We start from the raw sequence: 22,541 nt of genomic DNA on the forward strand, positions 1-22,541 counted from the left end.
ACAGAATTTCCTACAAAAATTCAATGCTTTTGCTTAAAAATATATCTTTGAAGGCTGAAATCATCAAGTTTTTGAACAGCCTGGAAATAGTGTTCATTTTTACCTGAAAAATAAAAAACAAATCTTCAGTCAGAAAATCTGTTTTTTTAAATGTGATTTATTTTGTTACAAATCCAACTCAAAGAGACCATACTCATGCTTGTCTCCTTGCAGTTCTGCCGCATAGTGGCGCGTGACTGTTTTTTGATGAATCAAGGCTCCAATAGCTGAGGCTTGACGCTTTTGCGTTTCTTTAAAAATCGGATAAGCCAAGGCAGAGCCCAATCCCAAGAATTCCTCATCTACTCCCAGATACATAATCATATAGCGTTTGGCAAAGCGCTTGGTCCAAAAAAGCTTGGCCAGGTTGAGAGGAGTCAGTTTTTGATAAACCAGAGAGCCGTAGTCCGGCATGGCAATCAGAAAACCAGCTAGCTTGCCCTCCATATAGGCCAGCTTAACCATGGAAAAATCAAGAATATACTGGTATTTTTGAAAAATCTGACTGAACTGCTGACTGGAAATAGACCGATAAATTGGGAAATCTTGATAAAGCCGATTGAGGAGTTCGAAAACCTGCAGCGAAACTTGATCCCACTCCTTTTTCTTTGGAGAGCAAATAGTGAATCCCGCTTCTTCAAAAGACTCAAATCGATGAGCTAGCTTGTCATGATGAGTTTGATTGCTTACCTTGGGATAAAAATTGGACAGATAGCGCTCCTTGAGCTCAAAACCAGAAGCCTGCCATAGCTCAGGATAATAGTCTAGATTATGAGGTTCTCCAGTAAAAGGGAGCTCCTCTGTTCCAGTCAGCTGCATTCGATAACCCAGCCAAAAACTTGCCTGTACGGGACCGATTAACTTAATCGCTCCGAGACTGCGAGCAAAACCTGCTAAATGCTCAATAAAAGCAGATGCAATTTGCTGGTCATTGATTGACTCAAAAAATCCCAAGTAAGCAGCCTCATCGTTTGGATAGAAGGTCAGGAGGCCTCGAATGCAGGGCTGACTGTTCATATAGCCAACAAAGGCATAGGTATCTAAGTCAGAACTCAGCGGGTGACTGCCCTCAATCAAAGCCAGTTCTTCCTCTTCCGACTGCATGAGGTGGTCTGGCTGGTAAATCTGCTTGGGCAGGGCTAGAAAATCATCCAGCTCTGCAGTATTGGGTTTGACTGGTTTAATTTCCAGCATGGTCTTCCTCCTTGATCAGTCGAATCTTGCCAGTCAGGCCATCCATCTCAATCCAGTCACCATTTTGCAGCTGGCTGCAGGCACCTCTGACATTGACAATAGAAGGAATGCCTAACTCGCGGGAAATAATGGCCGTGTGCGAGAGCAAAGACCCCTGCTCGGCAATGACACCCTTGGCTTGGGTCAGAAGATAGACCCAGCCTGGATCGGTCATCTTAGTCACGATAATTCGGTCCTGAGCAGACTCAATTTCCTGCACATCTTCTACTACCAGAACCTGAGCCTTGACGCAGCCAGGCGAGCAGCCAATCCCTTGTAAAGCTTGATTACCCGTATTGTGACTGCTGGTGTGGTTTTGCGGTTTCAGGTATTTCTCAAAGACCTGTCCTGCAAAAACATAGCGACTAAAGGTTGGTAGTTCCTTATCCGCCTCCAACTTCTCCCGACGCTCGGCTATCAAGCCACTGATATCTCTGGGCTTTCTGGTCAACTCAAACAACTCTTCCTTTGTCAGGTAAAAAACATCGTCAGGCGTAGCCAGCAGCCCTTGCTCGGCTAATTGCTGACCAAGCGTTCGGAAAATCTGCCGCATCATGCCGTAGATCCGTGTACGGTTTAAGCGGGAGCTTTCCCGATATTTAACACCAGTCATAGCTCGCTTGCGAAGAAAATTCGCCCACCAGCCTGATTTTTGCACCTCTTCTTCAAGTTTCTGAGGTGCCAACTTCTTCTCATCTTGCTGGCACATTTGCAGTAAGAGCTTGAGCAGACGCTCTGGATGCGTTCGGAAGGTGGGAGTTTCTAACTTCAATTCTTCCGGAGCCCGATCACCAAATTCATGGATAAAATGAACTATTTCTTGAACCAAAGGATGCTGGCGGCTTAGAAAGACTGCTGGACTTTCACTTGCCATGGCCTGTCTAATCGCTGCATTTTCTTCTGCTTTCAGCTGAGCTGTTAAAGCCTGCAGCGCCAAGGCTGGTCGCATACTTTCAATCTGCTCAATCCCTGCAATCTCAGCCTGAACAGCCCCGCCGCGACGCGACTTCTTCAGGAGTCCAGTATAGACAAAAGCATAGAGGTCATTAACCAGCGTAATGTCCCAGTGAGCCAGAATATCCTCTTTCAGCTTGCTGACCAAGGCAATCAAGGTCTCCGCATCTGCGTCGGGAGAAAAGCTCGTTTCGTATTCGCGCTGAATCTGGGCAAACTGCTCTTCCAATTGCCGCATTTGCTTGGGTGTTGTCCAAAACTCTCTGATGATACGGAGCATGATTTGCAGACGTTTGAAAGCAGACAGGTGCACCGGCATCTGAGGCACTTCTGTCTCTCTCACTCCCAGCATATCCTGCCAGATTGGAATGATTTTCTTTGAAAAAGGCAGAAGCTGCAGCAGCTGATACCAGCTCTGAATTTGGTAATAGACTCGGCTATTGACCGGCTGCAGCATATTTTGAAAGGTGGCTTCATAGGCAGCCAACTCAGGGGCATCCTTGCCAACCAAGCGCTGGGCCAGACTGCGGAAAATGCTGGCATAAGCCTCCTGGATAAAGCTAATAGTCAGAGGACTGGAAACGCCCGGATAGCTCTCGACAATGTTGCTGTTATCCAAAATAATCCGCTGTCCCTCTGGCAAGGTGGTAATAGGTCGAGCCTGCAAGAGATAGAGCTGGCCATTTGCGAAGGTGAACTCCATATCCATATAAGGTCCGAAAAGCTGACTTACCTGACCAGCCAAGGCCTGTAGCTCCTCGAGTTGTTCCTGTGATACGTCTGGTGAGTCCTCCATCTGCTCTGTATAAAAGAGCTGATCCTTGGGATGAAGCGTCACCATTGTTGTAGGAATCTTATCCTCGACAACCTTATTGCCCAAGCCCCGACCGATGACAATAATGTGCTCGTTCAGAATGCCCTTGGGATTAGCTGTGAAGTAAATCCCAGACAAGTCTCCCTCCTGCATGACCTGCACAAGGCAAATCATCTGCGCCTGCTCCAAGGATAGTCCCTGCTCAAATAGATAACTAAGAGACGACTCCTGATAAAGAGAGAGCAAGGTCGCTTGGATAGCTTCTTTAAGCCCTTCTGGACTGACATTAAGCTGGCTATCAAACTGACCGGCAAAGGATGAGGCCTTCCCATCCTCAATGGTAGCAGATGAGCGGACTGCAAAGCGACAGTCTTTCTGAGAAAACTCCTGCTGAATCCAGTTTTCTGCCGCTATCAAATCTTCTTGACTAAACTGCTCTCTGGCCCAGTCCTGCAGCTGCTGACTTAACTGGGACAAGTCCAACTCCCCAGACCGATAGGATGCTTCCATCCGCTCCAAGTCAGCAGAACTGGCAGATTTTTGAAAAAAGTCAAAAGCAAACACTGCAAAGTCAGGAATCGGCAATCCAGCAGCCTGCATTTTCAGCAAATGATAGGCCTTGCCTCCGACCTGATCAAGCCCTGTCTGCTTGATCCTTTTCATCAAAGTACCCCCATCAAGAGATAAACAGCAACGGACAGAACCATGGTCGTCTCCGTGATATAAGTATAACGCTCCACCCGCTCCCGGATATTAAAGCGAGTCGGATCCTTGATAAACTGCTCAAACTGGACGGTCATCCAGATGACATTCAGCACCAAGACTACCACTCCGACATGGGAAATATTCCAGAGGAGGACAAAATTGGTCAAGATATCCAGCAGAGTCACCACCTCGATAAAGCGAGTGGCTTTTTTGTAGCCAAACAGCATAGAATAAGTCACATACTCGGTCTCGTCTTTTGGCGCCCGAATCTTGCGGCAGACTTCCCAGATCAGACTTGGGAAATACATGGTAAAGGCCAGCAAGACGGTCGGAAGGGACAAGAGAGGCAGATTGTACTTGTAGCAGACGAAAGAGATGGTATAGAGATTCAAAATCATCATGACCGGATTATGGGTTACTAGAGCCAGTGGCAGAGAATTTTGAATCTTGTCACGCTTGAAGAACCAAAAGGACATAAGAGTTCCGTAAATATAGAGAAAGAGGAACCAGCCGATATTGTTCATAAAGAGGATGTTGAGAAGCACAGACACAGCTACGATAAAGCTGAGGGCAATAGCCAAGTCCTTCTTTTTCACCCGGCCAGATGGCAGAGCCCGATGAGGAAAGAGCCGTCTGTCGGTCTCATAGTCCTTGAAATCATCTGCAATCCGCAGAATCATCAGAAAGACGAAAATGGTAAAGATCCCAATCAACTCCTGATGGTCAAAGTGAAAGGTGGTCACTCCGTCATTGAGCAAGAGGACAAAGTAAATCTCAAAAAACATGATGGCAGCCACAAAAAAGCGCGGCAGCAAAGGAAACATTTCCTTATAATAAACAGCTAATCGTTTAAACATAGCTTTTCTCCAATCTTTTCACCCATTTGAATCTGGGTTTCTATTCCGAGGTCTGAGTAAGTCAGGATATCCTGATCCAAGCGAATGGTGTCTGTCGGATAGAGGACAAGAATGGTTGAGCCGCCCAGACCAAAGCAGCCCTTCTCCTGTCCCCTAACCAAATAGTCCTGACTGTGATTATATATTCTACCGACCAAGAGCGCCCCTACTTCCATCTGCAGGACAGGTCCTAGGTCGGTATCTAAAAGACAGTATTCTCTTTTATTTTCCTTGTAAATCAAGCGCCGCTTTTGGGCTACCTGTCTGACCGTATGCAGGCGTCCCTTGATTTTTCGTCTTTGGGTAATTTTGCCGGATTCAGCTGCCAGATAGCGGTGCAGGTCTTCCACTCCCAGTCGATAAACCAGCGCTGTTCCGCCACTAAACAGCTGAGCCAACTCTTCATCCAGCAGTAAGTCAGCTAGCCTGTATGTCTGCTCCTTAATTGTCAGCCGTAAGTCCTGACTGATGGTAAAAGCCTCCAGCTTGGCATCCGCCACAGCCAGTACTTGACTATCAGGACAGACCGGACGCAAATCAGGGTTGATTTTTCGCTGGAAAAAAGCCGCGAAGCTAGAATAGGGGACATCTTCATAGTCGGCCAGATTCAGCAGATAATTTTCCACAAAAGCTGCTATTTTCTTGCGAGAAAAAGGAGTGTAGTCTTTCAAAGTCAGAAGATAAGACAGGCTAGGTCGGGTCAAGATAGGGAGCAGGAAGCGCCCCCAAGCAGTTCCATAAAGCTTATCTAGCAGACCCGCCTTGTATTCGATTGGTTCCAGTACTTGACCAGTCCTTCTCTGATAGACCCTAACCATGCGGAATAACCCCCAGACCAATCAGACTTGCAACAGCTAGAATCGCAAAGACCAGATAGGCCAGCTTATTCGGCTTGGGAATACGGCAGTTATAGACAAATAGGAAGGTCAGCAAAAGAGACAAAACCAGCCACACCCAAGCAAAGAAACCAGGCGCCAGCCATTGACAGACCAGATAGGTCAGAGGGAAAAAGAGGGCGCTGTAAGTCACGGGCAAGCCAATAAAATAAGAGCCAGATCCTTCATCATGCTTGGCCAAGCGATTAAAATGAGCCAGGCGCGTAACCGCAGCTAAGACATAGAGGACAGCCAAGACGATATTGGCCACTCCCAAGGGCAGCTGAGTCATGAGGAGCACAGCCGGAAGAGCCGCAAAGCTAATCATGTCGCAGAGCGAGTCAATCTCAATGCCGAAACGCTTCTGACTTTCAGTCCGCTTCATCCGTCGCGCCACCACACCATCAAAAAGGTCACAGATACCGCTAACGATAAAGGCCATCATAGCTAGCCGCAGCTGGGACTGAATGATGGCATAGACTGCCAACAGTGCAAAAGCAGCGCCCATATAAGTCAAGATAACAGATTTGTCGTATTCACCGATAAACAAAGGTTCATTCTTCTTCATGAATTCTTATTTCTCCTCTTCTTCCATCTAAAGTTACCAGCATGCCAGTTTCTAGCAGCTGAGTTGCATTCTTGGCGCAGACTAGAGCTGGAATTCCGCATTCCCGAGCGACAATGGAGGCATGGCAGAGAACTCCACCGTACTCTGTCACAAGTCCACCCAGAATACCGAAAACATAACTCCAACCCGTATCTGTATAGCGAGTGACAAGGATTTCTCCCGGTTCAATTGTCTCAATATCAGCCAAATCCAAGAGAACTCGAACCCGACCGGTTACCTGACCGCTGCTGGCTGGCATTCCCGTCAGCAGAGCCTGACTCTCATGGGCTACCTCTTCCAATTTCATCTCTTTGTCGGTCAAATCTCCCGCTGGCTCAAAATTCCGATAGGCCTTGCAATAATGCTGATTATCTGCTGCTTCTTCTTGAAGCTGGTCGGCAGTCTTTTGCCCTTCCATAAAGGAAGTCAGGCTTTCTTTCTTAATGTAAAAAACATCTTGTTCATTTTTCAGAAAGTCTCGCTTTTCATAAGCTCGACCGAGTTTGAGGCTAATCTGACGAATGAGGTGGTAATAGCGCGTGGAAATATCCTTGAACTCCTCCCGCCACCAGAGCAAGTTCCGCAAGTCTTCGCTGATTTTTTCTATCTTTTTCTGCTTGGCTCGAGATAGATGAGTCAAATTCAGCTCAGACTCTGAGACAGGACTGAGCGAAGCTCTAGCTGCTTGGTAATACGCTGAATCAGCAATCAACTGCTGGACCGCTGTCATAACTTGATGAGAATCTTCTTCATAACTAGCTACTCGCAAGTCCAGCTCCCGTGCCGAGTGATAGCCAAAATCCTTTTGGAAATCCTGAATCTTGATGAAATCTGCTCGCTCAGGATATTGTGCAGCCAGTTTCTGCAATTCTTCCACCGATAGCTTCAACCAATCGTCTGTCAGTTTCTCGTCTGCCAAAACAAGATCCGCAACTTCCAGCATCCTAGCCAAAGGCTTGGTATGCGAAACATTTCCCAACTTAGCAATCAGTTGGAAAAATTCATCAACCGTCAGCCATTTGAGCAGACTGGTCTTTTTCATAGACAGCTGGACCGTATTGATGTAGGCCTGCCAGAAATAAGTTCCCTCACTGTCTAAATAAGCCTGATTTAGCACTAACTGCCAAAGACTCTCGACTTGTTGCAGCGGGCTTTGGTCGTCTAGTTTTCGTATTTCTTGATGAAGGCGGGTAAATTGCTGGCGCAGCTCTTGCAGCTTCTCTGGCGCCTGCTGCAGAAAAGTCTTAGTTACTTTTTGCGTTTTTAACGCTACCCGCAGGAAATTCAAGAGCAAGACTGGACTTAATTTGCTGGTAAAACCTTGACCTCGGTAGTCTTTGTTGACTCCCAGCTCATCATCAAAGTCTCGCTCAATATAACCCGGAATCTGCTCCATACCTTGCTTGACCACGCCTAAGTTCCAGAAAGGTCGGGCATAATGCAGGCGCATCAGTGGCGGCATCACACCATCTGGCTCTAGGCCAATTGCCAGCAAAAAGCTAGAAAGAGCCTCTTGCCAAGAATGGCGGTAAAGGCTCCACATCAGGTTGGGACAGGGCTGAGCCGCCACGCCTCCATCCCGAAAATTAGCCGTCGTCCAGCGGCCACTGTCGATTTTAGTTGATACTGTCGTGATGGGCCGAGCCTGCAGCAGATAGACTTGCTCTTGGACAGCGCACCACTCAATATCCATCGGCCGACCAAAATACGCCACAATCTGCAAAACTTGCTCGTGCAGGTTCTGCAAGACTGCTAGAGGCATTTCAACTTTTTCAAACTGGCTCCAGTCCGGCTTGTACCAAGAAAGAGTCAGCTGCTTAGGATTGACTTGACCGCTAACCAAGCTCTCAGCCGATCCTTTTACATACTCCAACAGAATGGTCTGGTCCTGATTAGTCGCTACGTCTAGGGAAAAGCAGACACCGCTTAAGTCAGGCTCTATCTGCTCCTGAATCAGCACGGCCATGGCAAAATCCTGCTCAGCCAGACCCTGACGATGCCAATAAGCTAGCGCCTCTGGGTTGAAAAGAGAAAGCAGACAAGAACGAATGCCCTGCTCAATTTCTGACAGTGTCCGGCAGTTGCCAATCGAGTCATATTGACCGGCAAATGACATGGCCTGTCCATCTTCTAATAGGGCACTGCTGCGAACGATATAAACTTGATTTTTCTGACAAAAAGCTGCTAACTCCTGTAGCCAAGCTGAATCCAAGGGATATTGCAGCAAACACTCCGCAATTTCCTCCTTGCCCAAATGAATTAACTCTTTAAGTCCCTCTTTTGAGTATTCTGGCAGAGCTCCTCTTAGCCAGGCCATTACTTGGTCCGCCGGCAAAATCAGAGCCTTAGGAACCGAAAGCCCCAACTGACAGAGACTGATTAACTGATTGATTTTACCGCCATAGACGGCCGAAGGCTCTTTTTCCAGCCATAGTTCTTTCATCAAAAACTCCCATCTCACATACGATTTTTTCTAAGTTTAGCCCAGTAGAGCAGACGATTGACTCCTAGATGCGTGACTGCCCCTAGGATTAGAATGCCCAGCATCTGCTGCCAGGACAGAGGGATATAGAAAAGCAAGAAAATGATACAGCCAATCAAGGAATCAATCTGGTCAATCCAGATAAAGGTCCATTTCCAGCCGTTCTCTGCTGTCTTGCCCTCTCTGATTTCCAAACGACGCTTGATGAAGCTATTGGGCAGCTCAAACAAAACATAGGCCAGCCCCAAAAGAGCTCCAAGCACCAGATTAAACAGCAAGGTATTTTCGTAGAAGGCATAGACCAAGTGCAGCTTCTCTAGGGTGGGAATACCCTTTAAGAGCAATCCCCAGAGGATCTGCGCCAAAGCTCCCCAGACAATCATGCCTAGAAAACCTTTCCAGGTCTTGTTAGCCCCAAACAGCCTCTTCCCATCCTTTAAAATCAACCCACCATCCATTGGTCGATAAGCCGCCTCTAGCAATGAAGACTTGCAAAAGATCATATTCAGAACTCCAGCCAGAATGACCGGCATCAGGGTGATATATAAGGCAAGAATCGAACGCATACTTATTTCCTATTCTTTTTATGAAAATCAGTTTGAAAAGATTAAGAGACTTCTCAAACTTTTATGACTTCATTATATCATAAGTCACTAAAGCCCTTACACAACAAACTGTCAACATCTGTCTCATCTGATAGTGGTGCAAAAAAATCACTATTTTACATTATTATTTCTTTTTGTATCTGTAACTACCTTATTTATCAAGACATACTAAGAGTTAGTAGCAACTAAACAAGATTATAGATAATATGTCAATCAATCTTCCTTTTATTATAAAATGCTTTTAAAAATTTGTAAAGAAGGGTTTTATAATTCAAAGTAAAAAACCAGCTTTTCTAGCTGGTTTGTCAGTTTATCCTCTATCATCATAGCCATTTGGATGACTTGAATGCCATTTCCAAGCGGTTTCGATAATGGTTTCGATATTGTCAAATTTCGGCTGCCAGCCCAGAACTTTTCTGGCTTTCTCAGAGGAAGCAATCAGCGTATCCGGATCCCCTGGGCGCCGCTCTGCTATTTCCAAAGGAATAGGATGGCCGGTCACCTTTCGTGCTGCTTCTACAATCTGCAGGTTGGAAAAACCAGTCGAAGAGCCAAGGTTAAAGGCATCTGAAGGATGGCCGGTACGCAGGTGCTCAACAGCCAAAATATGGGCGTCAGCCAAGTCGAAAGGATGGACATAATCGCGTACATTGGTCCCATCCGGAGTATTGTAATCGTCACCAAAGACGGCAATCTTCTCACGTTTGCCCTGAGCCACTTGCAACACAATGGGCAGCAGATGAGTCTCTGGTCCGTGATCCTCGCCGATTGAGCCGTCAGGTTTGGCACCGGCCACATTGAAATAACGCAGGGCTACAAACTTGATGCCATAGGCCTGGTCTGCCCAGCGCATAATGGTCTCCATCATGAGTTTGCTCTCACCATAAGGATTGATAGGCTTTTGAGGAGTCGTTTCCAGAATCGGAACTTCCTCAGGAATGCCATAAGTCGCCGCTGTTGAAGAAAAGACAATATTTTTAACGTCGCATTCCTGCATGACCTCCAAGAGAGAAACCATGCCAGCTGTGTTATTGTCAAAATACTTCAGCGGATCCACCATAGACTCTGCCACCAGTGAAAAAGCAGCAAAGTGAATGACTGCATCGATAGATGGATGTTTGGCAAAGACATCACGCATAAAGTCCTTATCCGCCAAATCCCCCTCATAAAAGACTGCTTTCGGATGGACGGCTGCCCGATGACCGGTCACCAAATTATCAACGACGACTACCTCTTCCTTGCCTGCCGCTACCAGACGGTCTACCACGTGCGAGCCGATATAGCCAGCTCCACCTAATACTAAAATTGCCATAAAACTTCCTTTCCCTGTTACGCTAGATTCATTATAACACATTTCCTAGGGCTGGATGCCAACGGATTGGACGAAGCGCATGAAAGCCTCCTGACCCTCCTCCGTTCGCTTGTAAACTCCCGCATCTTCCAGTACTCGGCTGAAAATTTGTCCAACCGAGGCCTGAACTACTCCTTCCACTGTCTCAGCGGTAACATCTGGATTCTGGTCTTTGAGTTGATTGGCCCACTCCTGATGATAGGCCGCAACCTGACAGTCTTCTCCCAGCAAGAAAAGTTCCACCTGCTTGAGTTCTTCCTTGAGCCGAGGCGGCAGAATAGCCAGTCCCATAACCTCAATCAGACCGATATTTTCTTTCTTAATATGCTGCACATCCTTATGAGGGTGATAAATGCCGTCTGGATGTTCTGGGGAAGTTTGATTGTCCCGCAAGACCAAGTCTAGCTCAAAACATCCATCTTTTCTGCGCGCAATCGGTGTGATAGTATGGTGAGGCTCACCCTCAGACTCTGCCAAGACCTGCACACTCGGGTCAGAATAAGTCCGCCAAGCTTGCAAGATCTTGTCAGCCAACTCAATCAACTGTTCCTTCTTCTCAGACCTTAGACGAATAACGGACATAGGCCACTTGACAATGCCTGCCTCCACCTCTTCAAAGCCGCTAAAGGTAAAGCTGCAATCCAGCTCTGCTATTTCCATAGGGAAGGTGTGACGTCCTCCCTGATAGTGGTCGTGGGTCAGGATAGAGCCACCGACAATCGGCAGATCGGCGTTGGAGCCTGCAAAATAGCCTGGAAAGGTCTCAACGATGTCCAGCAAGCGCTCAAAGGTCAGCCGGCTGATAGCCATGGGAAGATGCTGGCTGTGTAGAAAGATGCAATGCTCATTAAAGTAGGCATAGGGCGAATACTGGAAGCCCCATTCCTGTCCAGCCAAGTCAAATCGGACAATCCGATGGTTGGCGCGGGCTGGGTGGTCCAAGCGACCTTGGTAACCTTCATTTTCCATGCAAAGCTGGCAGGCCGGATAATGGCTGTTCTTAGCCTTTTTAGCTGCCGCAATTTCCTTGGGATCCTTCTCTGGCTTAGACAGATTGATGGTGATTTCCAAATCACCATATTCAGTTGGCGCTTTGAAAGCAATATTTTTAGAAATGGCCTTGACTTTGATGTAGTCATTTTTTTGGCTAAGCTGGTAAAAATCAGCCACAGCTTGCTGGGGACTTGAGGTATAAGTCGTCCAGAAGTCCCGATTGAGCTGGCTAGGAGCTGGTGTAATCAAGTCCATGAGCTCAGCTCCCAGTATATCCTGCTCAGCCAGAGTATCACCAATCTTCCCATTCTTCACAGCTACGGCTACCAAGTTATCCTTAAGGTCAATTAGCTGCTCAGCTTCTGTTTCCTGCTCTGCCACTGCCTCTCCGACTAAAGCCATGACACGATTGCTCAGATAGATGGTGTCCATTTCCTCAAAAGTGCTATTGTCAATCACTGCTGATACAAAAGCGTTCAGTAACTTCTTGGACATAGATCTTCCTTTCTTTTGCTAGTAAAGAGAGTGGGACAGAAATCGGTAATTCGTTAGAATTCGATTTCGTCGTCCCACCTCCGCACAGTTGATTAGGGCTGTAAAAGCTGATGAAATCAGCGTAATAGAGCCCTCTCAACCACTGCGTCTTGCTCGACAATCCAAAGACAATTGATAGGCTAGGACTTTTGTCCCAGACCCAAGTTCCTTTTCAGTGATTTAGTCCAGCACTCTGCTTCCACCAGCTACTTCTGCAATGTAAAAGCTAGGGGCATAACCGACGACTTCTTGATACTTGTGGCCGACATTTTCTTTGAAAGTGTCCACCGCATCCTTAGCAACTAAAGCAATGGCGCAGCCACCGAAGCCCGCTCCGGTCATACGAGCCCCCAGAACACCTTCTTGCTCCCGGGCTGTGTGAACCAAGGTGTCCAGCTCTAGACCAGTCACTTCATAGTCATGCTCCAATGAAACATGGGACGCATTCATGAGACGGCCAAACTTGTCAAGATCGCCTGCCTGCAAAGCTGCCCGTGCTTGCAAAGTACGTTGATTTTCTAAAACAGCATGGCGAGCTCGTTTGAGACAATTTTCGTCCTCAATCAGATAGCTATACTCGTCAAAGGACCACTCGTCCAACTCGCCCAAGGTTGCGATAGACAGCTTGCGGTTCAGTTCTTCAACAGCTTTTTCGCACTCAGCACGGCGTTCATTGTACTTAGAGTCCGCCAACTCACGTCGCTTATTGGTATTCATAATCACTACGACATTGTCCTTGAGATCAAGCGGTACCAAATCATATTCGAGTGTATTGGTATCAAGATAAATAGCCCGTTGGTCAGCACCCATTCCGATAGCGAACTGATCCATAATACCAGAATTAACCCCGATAAATTCATTCTCAGTTAATTTACCGATTTTCACTAGGTCCAAACGTTCCAAGTTCAAATCAAAAAGTTTCTCAGCAATGACACCCATCAAAAGCTCTATAGATGCAGAAGAAGACAAGCCCGATCCGTTGGGAATATTTCCATAAACATAGACATCCATGCCTCGGTTAATCTTATGACCTGCCTCCTGCAGAAAATACAAAACTCCTTTTGGATAGTTGGTCCAGTTATGCTCAGGCTCAAAGTGCAGGTTTTCCAGCGGCACTTCAATAATCCCTTTTTCTTCAAAATTCCCTGAGAAGAATCGCAAAAGCTGATCGTCCCGCTTGCGAGCCGCTCCGTATGTTCCTAGGGAAATTGCTGCAGGAAAGACATGGCCGCCATTGTAGTCGGTATGCTCACCAATCAGATTGATCCGACCAGGTGAAAAGAAAGTGTGATCCGCTTCTACTCCAAAAACTTTGGCAAAATCTGCGCGGACTTGCTCCGCTGAAATTAGATTTGACATAAGCTAAACTCCTTTAAAATGAATGATCGATATTGTAATCGTTTTCTTATCTTTATTATAACTATTTTCGAGTAAAATTTCAATAAATTTAGTAAAATTTTACTAATTTTATAGATAGATTTTTTGTAAAAATCCAAACAGTAATCTGTCTGGATTATTTTATAAGGAGCAATAGATTAGAAAATATTGTCTTCCGTCTCAGCATCAAAGTAATGCGCCTTGTTTAGGTCGAAGCCAAGTTTAATACTGCTTCCCGTATTCATATGATCACGTGCATCAACTTTGGCAACAAACTCACTGCCACCAACCGCACAGTAGAGGTGAGACTCCGCTCCAAGCAACTCAGAAACAGAAATCTTCGCAGTTAGAACCGACTCAGGGAAGGTTTCCAGAAAGGCTGGTTCCATGTTGATATCTTCAGGACGAATACCAAAAATCAACTTATTGCCTTCATAGCCCTTCTCCCGCAACCCCTTAAGATTGCCCTCTGGGACTTGGAGACTGAAGTCTCTGTTTGGTCCAACAAGACGACCATCTTCCAGTGTCACTTCAAAGAAGTTCATAGCTGGGCTGCCAATGAAGCCAGCAACAAACTTATTTGCCGGATGTTTATAGACTTCCTGAGGCGTACCAATCTGCTCCACTCGTCCAATCGTTCCAGTTCCAGCAGGATTCTTGGTCGCTGACATGATAACGATACGATCCGCCAAGGTCATAGCTTCAGTCTGGTCGTGGGTAACATAAATAGTTGTTGCCCCGATACGGCGGTGAATTTTAGCAATCTCTGCCCGCATAGAAACACGCAGCTTAGCATCCAAGTTAGACAGAGGCTCATCCATAAGGAAAACCTTTGCATCCCGAACGATTGCGCGTCCCATAGCTACCCGCTGACGCTGACCACCAGACAAATCAGCTGGCTTGCGCTGCAAGAATTCCTTCAAGCCTAGGATTTCTGCTGCTTCGTTGACCCGTTTGTCAATATCTTCCTTGCTGTACTTGCGCAACTTGAGACCAAAGGCCATGTTATCGTAGACAGTCATGTGTGGATAAAGGGCATAGTTCTGGAAGACCATAGCGATATCACGGTCTTTTGGCGCCACATCATTGACCACTGTACCGTCAATAGAGGCAGTTCCTTCTGTGATATCCTCAAGACCCGCAATCATACGCAGCGTAGTTGATTTCCCGCAACCAGACGGACCAACAAAGACGATAAATTCTTTGTCCTTGATATCTAGATTGAAGTCTTCCACTGAATAGTGATCGCTGTTGGGATATTTTTTATAGATGTTTTTCAGATTTAATTCTACCATTCTTCTTCTCTTTTCTTATCTCTATTCAAAAGTGATAGCTTGGCCATTTTCACTAGCGCTATATGTCAATTCTTTGAGGTTAATAACTACTTGAGCAGTGACTGATTTATCTGCATTGCTACGGACAATCCGGAGGCTATTTTCATCCAATAGATTCACTTCAATAGTGCCATCTAGGTCAAAGGCAGCAGACTGGTTGCGGTAACTGAAAAGCTTGAGCAAGGCTTGCACAACTGGACGCTTGACTTCTTCAGCAATCTCCTCATTACTGTAATAATGACGGTTGATATTGCGGCCTTCCTTAGTGTTTTCTAGCAGTTCAAGGTCATTTTTCCCAGCTAAGAAACCAACATAATAGACCTGTGGAATCCCTGGAGCAAAAGCCTGAATCAGACGGCTAATGAAGTACTTCTTGTCGTCATCTCCCAAAGCTGAGTAGTAAGTCGAGTTAATCTGGTAAATGTCCAGATTATTGTACTCAGCTGAGGAATACTTACGCTTGACATTGGCCCCGACCTTATATAGTTCATTGGTTGCAAAGTCAATTTCTTCATCAGTCAGAATATCCTTAACATCAACAACCCCAATACCATCGTGAGTATCCAGTGTTGTGAATTGCTTCATAGGACTCATTTCAAGCCACTTGACTAGACGCTCTGCTTTACCACTGTATAGAGAATAAAGAGTTACCATCGGCAGCGCAAAATCATAGACAAAGTAGCCATGCTCTGCAATCTTGAACTGGATAGAATAATGCTCATGAATTTCTGGTAAAATATCCGTCCCAAACTCATCCGCTTGCTGCTGGACTTTTTCTAAGAGATCCCAGATTTCTGGCTCAACAAAGAAATCATTGGTATCTAACTTTTTGACTGCATAGGCAAATGCATCTAAACGAATCAGATCACAGCCATGCTCTGACAGTTGACGCAATGTTTTCTTGATGAAATCATTAGTTACCTGACTGCGAACATCTAGATCAATCTGCTCTTCACCAAAGGTGTTCCACAGATACTCAGTGCTTCCATCTGCAAAGACGATTTCCTGCTTAGGTGCCCGATCCTTACGCTTATAAATCAAATCAACATCAGCTTGCGTCGGACGATTTTCTGGCCAAAACTTATCCCAGCTGAGAAAGAGGTCACGATACTCACTCTGATCCTTCTTTTCCTGAAAATCCTTATAATACTTGGACTGGCGTGAGATGTGGTTGATCATAAAGTCAAACATGAGATAATATTTCTCGCCCAGCTTTTCTACATCCTCCCAGTCACCAAAGGCTGAATCAACCTCTTCATAGTCTACTGGGGCGAATCCCCGGTCACCAGTTGATGGGAAGAAAGGAAGCAAATGCACTCCTCCAACCGCATCGCCAAAATGCTTTTCTAAATTGTCATATAAATCTTTTAAATTCTCCCCCAGGCTGTCTGAGTAAGTAATCAGCATGGTCTTATTTTGAATAGCCATAGTCTTCTCCTCTAAAATCTTGTCTTATATACTCTTTCCCGTGCGCTGAATGGAAAACGCCCTAAGCTCTGTGCGAAAAAGATGAATCTTCCAAGAAGCTGAAGCTTCATTTTCAGATTCCCTATTTTTCCACAGCCGTTACTAATTCAGTAGTTTACGGACTTTGTATCTTGAGCTTACTTCACTGCCCCATTGCTCATTCCAGCAATAATATTGCGCTGGAAGATGAGATAAACGATAGTAATGGTGATAATCCCAACAACATAAGAAGCAAAGCTAGGTCCATAATCATTAAAGTATTGACCTGTGTAGTTATATTGGAAGAGTGGCAGAGTCCACATCTTGGAGTCTTTATTGAGTACCAAGAGAGGAAGCATGAAGTCATTCCAGAACCAGAGGGCATTGATAATCATGCTTGTCGCATGCATGGGTTTCATCATAGGAAAGATAATCTTGAAATAAGTAGTAAACTTTCCAGCACCGTCAATTTCTGCTGCTTCATCCAGACTGTCTGGAATGGAAATCTTAATGTAGCCTACATAGAGAAAGAGAGTCTGTGGAACAGCGTAAGCAAGATAGAGGATAATTAATCCCCAAGTGTTGGCTAATCCTAGCTTACTCATCATAACTGTAATAGGAATCATGATAACTTGAAAAGGAACGAAAATCCCTAAAATCAAGAGAGTATACATAATACCAAAAGCTTTTCTCTTAGACATATTACGAGCGATAGAGTAAGCAGCCATGGGAATAAAAATCATGACAACAGCCAAAGATAGAACCGTGATTACAATCGAATTCCAATAGTAGCCTCCGATACCATCAGCCAAAAGGCGTTGAAAATTTTCTAAGGTCGGTTGAGTCGGAAATCCGAAAAAATTATTAACGATGTCTTTGGTAGACTTAAAGGAACTGAATATCGTTGCTAAGAGTGGAATTAAAATGATAATAGACCCCAGTGTTAGCAAGATATATTTACTAAAATTAGCTTTTCTTTCTGCATTTTTCATCGGGCTTCTCCTCTTAGATTTCAAATTTCTTAGATACTCTCAACTGGATAATAGAAATAACCGCAATCAAGAGAAACAAGATAACAGCAATGGCATTGGCATAACCAAATTGATTGCTCTTAAAAGCATAGTTGTATACCAGAAGTCCTAGAGAGGTGGTCGCATTATTCGGACCGCCGCCTGTCATGGCAAAGACCTGGTCAAATGCTGTCAAACCACCTTTTAGAGCCAAGATAAAGACCATGGAAACGCTTGGTAGCAGATAAGGAAGTTCCACCTTCCAAAAGATTTGTTTGCTGCTAGCTCCATCAATTCGAGCTGCTTCAGTAATCTCAGTCGGGATAGACTGAAGACCAGCTAAGAAGATGATAATAGGCATGACTACCCCTTGCCAAAGCAAGACGAAGATTGCTGCAAAGATTGCACCGCCATTCGTTCCTAGAAGGCTGGTTTTAAGAAATTCAATTCCTAAGGCATTCCCTATAGCTGGCAATCCGTAGTTGAAAAGTTGCTTAAAGATAAGAGCCACAGTCAATCCAGATAGAACAGCGGGGAAGAAAAACCAAGCTCGAAAGAAAGTCTTTCCCTTTATCTTCGAGTTGAGAGCTCGTGCTATCCAGATTCCCAGCATAATCTCACCAACCACCATACAAATAGTAATGATCAATGTAAAGCCTATCGCGTTCATAAACTTAGGATCGCTCATGAGAAGCATAAAGTTATTGAGTCCGACAAACTTATAATTATAGGTCAAACCAGTCCAGTTTGTCAGGCTGTAGAAGGCACCTTGAAACATGGGCACATAGAAGAATACAGCCTGTAGTACAAGGGGAACAAGGACAAAGAGCCAGCCCCAATATTTCTCAATCAATTTTTTCATAGTAGATCTACTCCTACTCTACGTCTGCTTTCATCGGATTGAAGAAGGCATTTAGTGCTTTCGCCATATCCTCTTTGTCTCCAGTTGTAATATAATTTCCAGTCAAGGTATAAAAATCACTTTCACTGGTCCAGTCTTGAGCTAGCCAAACGAGGTGTCGGTCTGTAAATGCCAGTTCAGCAAGACCGGCTAGCGGTGCATCTGACCCAGCTTCCTTGACACCTTCAATAGCTGTTGGTGAGCCGTCCACATCATAATATTTCTGCATAACTTCTGGACGTGACATATATTCAACAAAAGCATTGGCTTCTTTCTTGTGCTTACTACTTGACGAGATAGACCAAGCTAGGTCTCCTGCTCCAATGGTCAAGCTTTGTCCTTTTTGCTTTCCAGGGAAAGGGAAAGTTCCAACATTAAACTTAGGATCTTGCGCATTGATTGCTGTGATAGCCCAAGAGCCATTTGGAGTCATCAGTGCATCGCCTCTAGCGAAGGCACCGACAACATCAGTATAGCCTGCTCCTTGCCAGTTGGTTTGCATGGCACCTTTTTTGCGGAATAAATCTAACAGCCTGAAATCATCTTTAAGCACTGAATCTGAAGACTTGATGGCATTTGGCTTGGAAAAACGTAGGTAATCATTCGCTTCCTTACCACCTCCTGTAGAAGTGGCAAGAGCTAATTGATGATAACCATTCAAGGTCCAAGTATCTGCTCCTGCAATGGCAAAAGGTGTTTCCCCTTTTGCTATAATCGTATCAACTAATTTTTCAAATTCATCCCAAGTCTCTGGAACTTTCAATCCCAGTTCTTTAAATTTATCTTTGTTGTAATAGATACCATAAGCATTAGCAGTATAAGGAATATTGTAAATCTTTCCATCTATCGCATATTTATTTGCATAATGATTCTTAACTCGCTTGAGATAATCTTTATTAGATAAATCTTCAAAGTACCCAGCTTTAGCCCATTCTTGGAATTCAATAGACTGTGGAAAGATATTGACAACATCTGGGATATCTCCAGCCAGAACGCGCGTTTTGAGTACTTCCCCAGCGTTAGGGACGTTCACCACTTTCACATGCACATTCGGATTTTCTTTTTCGAAGTCTTTGGCAATCTCACGAAGGGTATCAACCATTTCACCCTTCTGATTGAAATACTCAATCGTTACCTTACCATCTGTTGACTCCCCTTGGCTGCTGCAAGCTGACAGCCCCAAAAGGGACAGTCCTGTAATAGCAGCTAAGCTCATCTTTTTATACCATTTCATGGTCTAGCCTCCTTATTTTTTAATAAAATACAACTGTCTGCTAAGATAATCTCCTTGCGGAAGATTCATAGTGATACCAGCATACATGAGTTCTGCACCTGAGTAAACTGCGCCATTTCCCTGTAGCTCATAAAGCCCTTCTTCCTCTAAGTCTTTTAGTTTCAAGGTTGTTTCCATCGTTTCCACAACTGATAAGACTCGGACGTAGGTTACAATCGTTTGATCTTCATAGTTAAATTGAACTGCTGCTTCATTGGAGCCAACATCTGGATTGATTAGCCTATACTGACGTCCTAGCTGGACCACTGGCCGTAATTCTTTATACAACTTCACCTGGTCCGCAATCGCCGCTTTCTCCTCATCTGATAGACTAGTCAAATCAAGCTCATACCCCAGATTTCCCATCATAGCCACATGACCGCGAGTTGTCAGCGGAGTAATTCGTCCCATCTGATGATTAGGCACTGCCGACACATGGGCACCCATTGAAATAGTCGGATAAAGATAAGAAGACCCATATTGGATTGGCAAACGAGCTATGGCATCGGTGTTGTCACTAGCCCAGACTTGAGGGAAATACCGCATCATACCAAGATCATTTCGTCCACCACCACCTGAACAGGACTCAAAGAGAATATTCCCATATTTCTCTGTCAAATATTTTACAATTTCATAAAGCCCCAAGATATACTTATGCGACTGCATTTTGGTCGCCAGATAGTCAGTGCCATTCCCAAGATTGGTAATATTACGACTCATATCCCATTTTATGTAGTCAATATCGTGCTGACTCAACAGCTGATCCAGTGTTTCTTTGATATAGGCTACCACATCTGGATTAGCATAATCCAATACGAGTTGATTGCGAGAGTAGGTATGATCCCGATCGGGTACTTGAATAGCCCAGTCTGGATGTGCCCGATACAGCTGACTGTCTACGGAAATCATTTCTGGCTCAACCCATAAACCAAATTGCAATCCTCTGCTATGAACTTCTGCTATGAGCTCCGTCAAACTGCCACCTAGCTTATCTTCATTGACAAACCAGTCGCCCAGAGCCCGATTGTCATCAAAACGGTTGCCAAACCAGCCATCATCGAGAACAAAGAGCTCAATACCAACTTTCTGTGCCTCATCTGCTAACTCTAGCAACTTCTCTTTTTTGAAATCAAAGTAAGTTGCTTCCCAGTTATTGATTAAAATTGGCCGCTCTCGCTTCGCAAAAGCTTTAGGAATGATATGCTCTTGAACAAAAGCTTGGCTCTCATGACTAAGACCAGTCAAACCCTGAGCCGAATAATTCAACAGAGCAACAGGACTATAGAAAGTCTGCCCCGCTTCCAGTTTCCAAGCAAAGTTATCTTCATTGATACCGATACCCAGCCGAACTTCATTCAACTGACTTTGCTGAATCCAAGCTTCAAAGTTTCCGCTATAAAGGAGCTGAATTGCCCAAACTTGACCAGCCTCTTCCGTCGTTTCATTATCACAAAGGATAAGGCTTGGAGTCTGCGCGTGACCAGAAGCTCCTCGGTTAGAAGCTATTTTGAAAATTCCCTGTTCTAGCTTGTGACGACGAACTGTTTTTTCCCTAGCATAAGCTCCCTGTAAACTAATCACATCATAAGTACCTGCCGGCAAATCTGCCATTAAGCTCAAGTTCTTATGTATGACTGCTGCCTCTCTACCGATATTTTCCAGCTTAGTAAAGGTTGCAATGGTATTGCTATCCTCAAAAGCTGTGTAATAAAGAGTGAGGCGTAAGTGAGCTACTGTATCTTCTAAAATAAAGGCCAGTGTTTCTGCATCTTCTGTACTGTGAGGGCTAGGCAATCCTGGAACTTCCAAACCTCCCTTAATCAGCTGACTCTCAACAAACCGAAAATCTGTTACTTCATTATTAGCATGTTGGACTTGCAGAGAAGGTTGCCGGAAGTCTCCTAAACCATGCTGCCCCAAAACCTGCCGCTGGGTATCTAAGCTAAAACTCCGCTCATTCGACCTCGGATTACCAGAAAAAGCATGATCTCGCTCAAATACTGTATTGGAAAAATGATAGGATTCTATTTTTCTGCCTAAGTGTTTAAGCAAAAGGTAGCCATCCCTTTCCTCAATGATAAGACTAGAATTTTTTGTATTGATGTAGAATAGATGTTTGTCTATTTTGATAGCCATTTCTGAACCTCCATATTTACTAATATTTTACCTTATGAAATCGCTTCCTAAAATAGAATTATGTTAGGGAAATATGGTAAAATGTTAGGTAGGAGGTGAAATATGCTAGTTTTTTCAGAATACCAAACCGGAACAATTGATCTCGCACTTAGCTTCTACGGATACGAAGAGTGCACACCTAGCTACTCTTTTGGACCAGCAATTAGAGATACCTATGTGCTTCATTACGTTACCAAGGGGAAAGGAAGATTTCACTACAAAGGGAAAATTGTCGATTTAAAAGCGGGAGATCTCTTTCTGCTCAAGCCAAATGAACTTACCTTTTATCAGGCAGACAAAGAAGAACCTTGGTCCTACTACTGGCTGGGAATGACTGGAGGTAGGGTTTATGACTACTTCAATCACTCACAGATTTCCGAAGACTGCTACCTACTTGCTAACCAGGAACGAAAAACAGATAGGATTGGGAAAATTGTTGAGAACTTAGTTTACTTCGCCGAGCAGACCAAATCTAACCAACTAGCTCAACTCCACATTATGGGCCAACTTTATGAACTCATCTTTCACTTGGGCAGCGTTGCCTGTAAGCCCCAAACAAATACCCTATCTGCAAGCCAGCAACTCTATCTAGCCTGCAAGCAGATAATCGACACTCAATATCCCAATCCTAACCTCACCATTCAAGATATGGCAATTAAGTTATCCGTTCATCGTAGCTACCTAACAACCATTTTCAAGGAAGAACACCAAAGCTCACCAAAAGAATATCTAGACTATGTCCGAATGCACCGAGCCAAACAACTCCTAGAAAGTACTCACGAACCTATCCAATTTATCGCCTATTCTGTCGGTTTTTCAGACCCACTTTACTTTTCAAAGGCCTTTAAAAAATATTTTGGCTTTTCACCAAGCTCATTTCGAGAACAAAGTTAAGTTTTACTAAACATATCTTTGTTATTTACTAATTTTTGAGTTA

The 22,541-nt window shown here is 44.7% G+C and carries 17 protein-coding genes; 1 reads left to right on the top strand and 16 read right to left on the bottom strand.

Annotation, left to right across the window (positions count from 1 at the left end; genetic code table 11):
• Positions 1–165: 165 nt before the first annotated feature.
• From RG608_RS00945 to RG608_RS01020, 16 genes are all read right to left on the bottom strand, one after another.
• Entirely contained in the window at positions 166–1,233 is a 1,068-nt protein-coding gene (locus tag RG608_RS00945) for a hypothetical protein (RefSeq protein ID WP_308946427.1), read from the bottom strand.
• Positions 1,220–3,703: a phosphoenolpyruvate synthase gene (locus tag RG608_RS00950; RefSeq protein WP_308946428.1), complete on the bottom strand. Its 2,484-nt coding sequence runs from the start codon at positions 3,701–3,703 to the stop codon at positions 1,220–1,222. The genes RG608_RS00945 and RG608_RS00950 overlap by 14 nt, the downstream gene beginning before the upstream one ends.
• On the bottom strand, positions 3,703–4,602 hold the full coding sequence (locus tag RG608_RS00955) for a UbiA family prenyltransferase (RefSeq protein WP_002930243.1): 900 nt from the start codon (positions 4,600–4,602) through the stop codon (positions 3,703–3,705). The genes RG608_RS00950 and RG608_RS00955 overlap by 1 nt, the downstream gene beginning before the upstream one ends.
• Positions 4,587–5,459, bottom strand: a complete 873-nt coding sequence (locus RG608_RS00960) for a phosphatidylserine decarboxylase (protein WP_268686613.1) — start codon at positions 5,457–5,459, stop codon at positions 4,587–4,589. Before RG608_RS00960 ends, RG608_RS00955 begins: the two co-directional genes overlap by 16 nt.
• The gene (locus RG608_RS00965; protein WP_268686612.1) at positions 5,452–6,084 is read right to left on the bottom strand and encodes a phosphatidylcholine/phosphatidylserine synthase; all 633 of its coding nucleotides are present in this window, start codon (positions 6,082–6,084) and stop codon (positions 5,452–5,454) included. The genes RG608_RS00960 and RG608_RS00965 overlap by 8 nt, the downstream gene beginning before the upstream one ends.
• Complete coding sequence (locus RG608_RS00970; protein ID WP_308946429.1) at positions 6,071–8,566, bottom strand: PEP/pyruvate-binding domain-containing protein; 2,496 nt, start codon at positions 8,564–8,566, stop codon at positions 6,071–6,073. Before RG608_RS00970 ends, RG608_RS00965 begins: the two co-directional genes overlap by 14 nt.
• 14 nt (positions 8,567–8,580) lie before the next feature.
• On the bottom strand, positions 8,581–9,171 hold the full coding sequence (locus tag RG608_RS00975) for a CDP-archaeol synthase (protein WP_268686610.1): 591 nt from the start codon (positions 9,169–9,171) through the stop codon (positions 8,581–8,583).
• Positions 9,172–9,520: 349 nt separating this feature from the next.
• Complete coding sequence (gene galE / locus RG608_RS00980; protein WP_268686609.1) at positions 9,521–10,522, bottom strand: UDP-glucose 4-epimerase GalE; 1,002 nt, start codon at positions 10,520–10,522, stop codon at positions 9,521–9,523.
• A 45-nt stretch (positions 10,523–10,567) separates the two neighbouring features.
• Positions 10,568–12,049 (bottom strand): UDP-glucose--hexose-1-phosphate uridylyltransferase, encoded by a 1,482-nt coding sequence (gene galT / locus RG608_RS00985; RefSeq protein WP_268686608.1) that lies wholly within the window; start codon positions 12,047–12,049, stop codon positions 10,568–10,570.
• 219 nt (positions 12,050–12,268) lie between these two features.
• Positions 12,269–13,447 carry a galactokinase gene (locus tag RG608_RS00990; protein ID WP_268686607.1) on the bottom strand — a complete coding sequence of 393 codons (1,179 nt, stop codon included), beginning with the start codon at positions 13,445–13,447 and terminating at the stop codon, positions 12,269–12,271.
• 176 nt (positions 13,448–13,623) lie between these two features.
• Complete coding sequence (locus tag RG608_RS00995) at positions 13,624–14,760, bottom strand: ABC transporter ATP-binding protein (RefSeq protein ID WP_002904355.1); 1,137 nt, start codon at positions 14,758–14,760, stop codon at positions 13,624–13,626.
• 21 nt (positions 14,761–14,781) lie between these two features.
• On the bottom strand, positions 14,782–16,227 hold the full coding sequence (gtfA, locus tag RG608_RS01000) for a sucrose phosphorylase (RefSeq protein WP_268686606.1): 1,446 nt from the start codon (positions 16,225–16,227) through the stop codon (positions 14,782–14,784).
• Between the two features lie 176 nt (positions 16,228–16,403).
• On the bottom strand, positions 16,404–17,237 hold the full coding sequence (locus RG608_RS01005; RefSeq protein ID WP_268686605.1) for a carbohydrate ABC transporter permease: 834 nt from the start codon (positions 17,235–17,237) through the stop codon (positions 16,404–16,406).
• A gap of 13 nt (positions 17,238–17,250) precedes the next feature.
• The gene (locus tag RG608_RS01010; protein WP_308946430.1) at positions 17,251–18,117 is read right to left on the bottom strand and encodes a sugar ABC transporter permease; all 867 of its coding nucleotides are present in this window, start codon (positions 18,115–18,117) and stop codon (positions 17,251–17,253) included.
• A 13-nt stretch (positions 18,118–18,130) separates the two neighbouring features.
• On the bottom strand, positions 18,131–19,390 hold the full coding sequence (locus RG608_RS01015) for an extracellular solute-binding protein (RefSeq protein ID WP_268686604.1): 1,260 nt from the start codon (positions 19,388–19,390) through the stop codon (positions 18,131–18,133).
• A 12-nt stretch (positions 19,391–19,402) separates the two neighbouring features.
• Positions 19,403–21,565, bottom strand: a complete 2,163-nt coding sequence (locus RG608_RS01020; RefSeq protein WP_308946431.1) for an alpha-galactosidase — start codon at positions 21,563–21,565, stop codon at positions 19,403–19,405.
• Between the two features lie 102 nt (positions 21,566–21,667).
• On the opposite strand from RG608_RS01020, the gene RG608_RS01025 reads away from it, so the two are divergent.
• Positions 21,668–22,498: an AraC family ligand binding domain-containing protein gene (locus RG608_RS01025; RefSeq protein ID WP_268686602.1), complete on the top strand. Its 831-nt coding sequence runs from the start codon at positions 21,668–21,670 to the stop codon at positions 22,496–22,498.
• Positions 22,499–22,541: the final 43 nt, after the last annotated feature.

Source organism: Streptococcus sp. IsoGale022, from assembly GCF_031142805.1.
Classification (GTDB): Bacteria; Bacillota; Bacilli; order Lactobacillales; family Streptococcaceae; genus Streptococcus; species Streptococcus sanguinis_A.

Bases quoted from the DNA above. Each gene is read 5' to 3' on its own strand.
- RG608_RS00965 (WP_268686612.1), bottom strand. From the start codon at position 6,084: ATGAAGAAGAATGAACCTTTGTTTATCGGTGAATACGACAAATCTGTT.
- RG608_RS00995 (WP_002904355.1), bottom strand. From the start codon at position 14,760: ATGGTAGAATTAAATCTGAAAAACATCTATAAAAAATATCCCAACAGC.
- galT (WP_268686608.1), bottom strand. From the start codon at position 12,049: ATGTCCAAGAAGTTACTGAACGCTTTTGTATCAGCAGTGATTGACAAT.
- galE (WP_268686609.1), bottom strand. From the start codon at position 10,522: ATGGCAATTTTAGTATTAGGTGGAGCTGGCTATATCGGCTCGCACGTG.
- RG608_RS01025 (WP_268686602.1), top strand. From the start codon at position 21,668: ATGCTAGTTTTTTCAGAATACCAAACCGGAACAATTGATCTCGCACTT.
- RG608_RS00950 (WP_308946428.1), bottom strand. From the start codon at position 3,703: ATGAAAAGGATCAAGCAGACAGGGCTTGATCAGGTCGGAGGCAAGGCC.
- RG608_RS00970 (WP_308946429.1), bottom strand. From the start codon at position 8,566: ATGAAAGAACTATGGCTGGAAAAAGAGCCTTCGGCCGTCTATGGCGGT.
- RG608_RS01020 (WP_308946431.1), bottom strand. From the start codon at position 21,565: ATGGCTATCAAAATAGACAAACATCTATTCTACATCAATACAAAAAAT.
- RG608_RS00990 (WP_268686607.1), bottom strand. From the start codon at position 13,447: ATGTCAAATCTAATTTCAGCGGAGCAAGTCCGCGCAGATTTTGCCAAA.
- RG608_RS00955 (WP_002930243.1), bottom strand. From the start codon at position 4,602: ATGTTTAAACGATTAGCTGTTTATTATAAGGAAATGTTTCCTTTGCTG.
- RG608_RS01005 (WP_268686605.1), bottom strand. From the start codon at position 17,237: ATGAAAAATGCAGAAAGAAAAGCTAATTTTAGTAAATATATCTTGCTA.
- gtfA (WP_268686606.1), bottom strand. From the start codon at position 16,227: ATGGCTATTCAAAATAAGACCATGCTGATTACTTACTCAGACAGCCTG.
- RG608_RS00975 (WP_268686610.1), bottom strand. From the start codon at position 9,171: ATGCGTTCGATTCTTGCCTTATATATCACCCTGATGCCGGTCATTCTG.
- RG608_RS01015 (WP_268686604.1), bottom strand. From the start codon at position 19,390: ATGAAATGGTATAAAAAGATGAGCTTAGCTGCTATTACAGGACTGTCC.
- RG608_RS00960 (WP_268686613.1), bottom strand. From the start codon at position 5,459: ATGGTTAGGGTCTATCAGAGAAGGACTGGTCAAGTACTGGAACCAATC.
- RG608_RS01010 (WP_308946430.1), bottom strand. From the start codon at position 18,117: ATGAAAAAATTGATTGAGAAATATTGGGGCTGGCTCTTTGTCCTTGTT.
- RG608_RS00945 (WP_308946427.1), bottom strand. From the start codon at position 1,233: ATGCTGGAAATTAAACCAGTCAAACCCAATACTGCAGAGCTGGATGAT.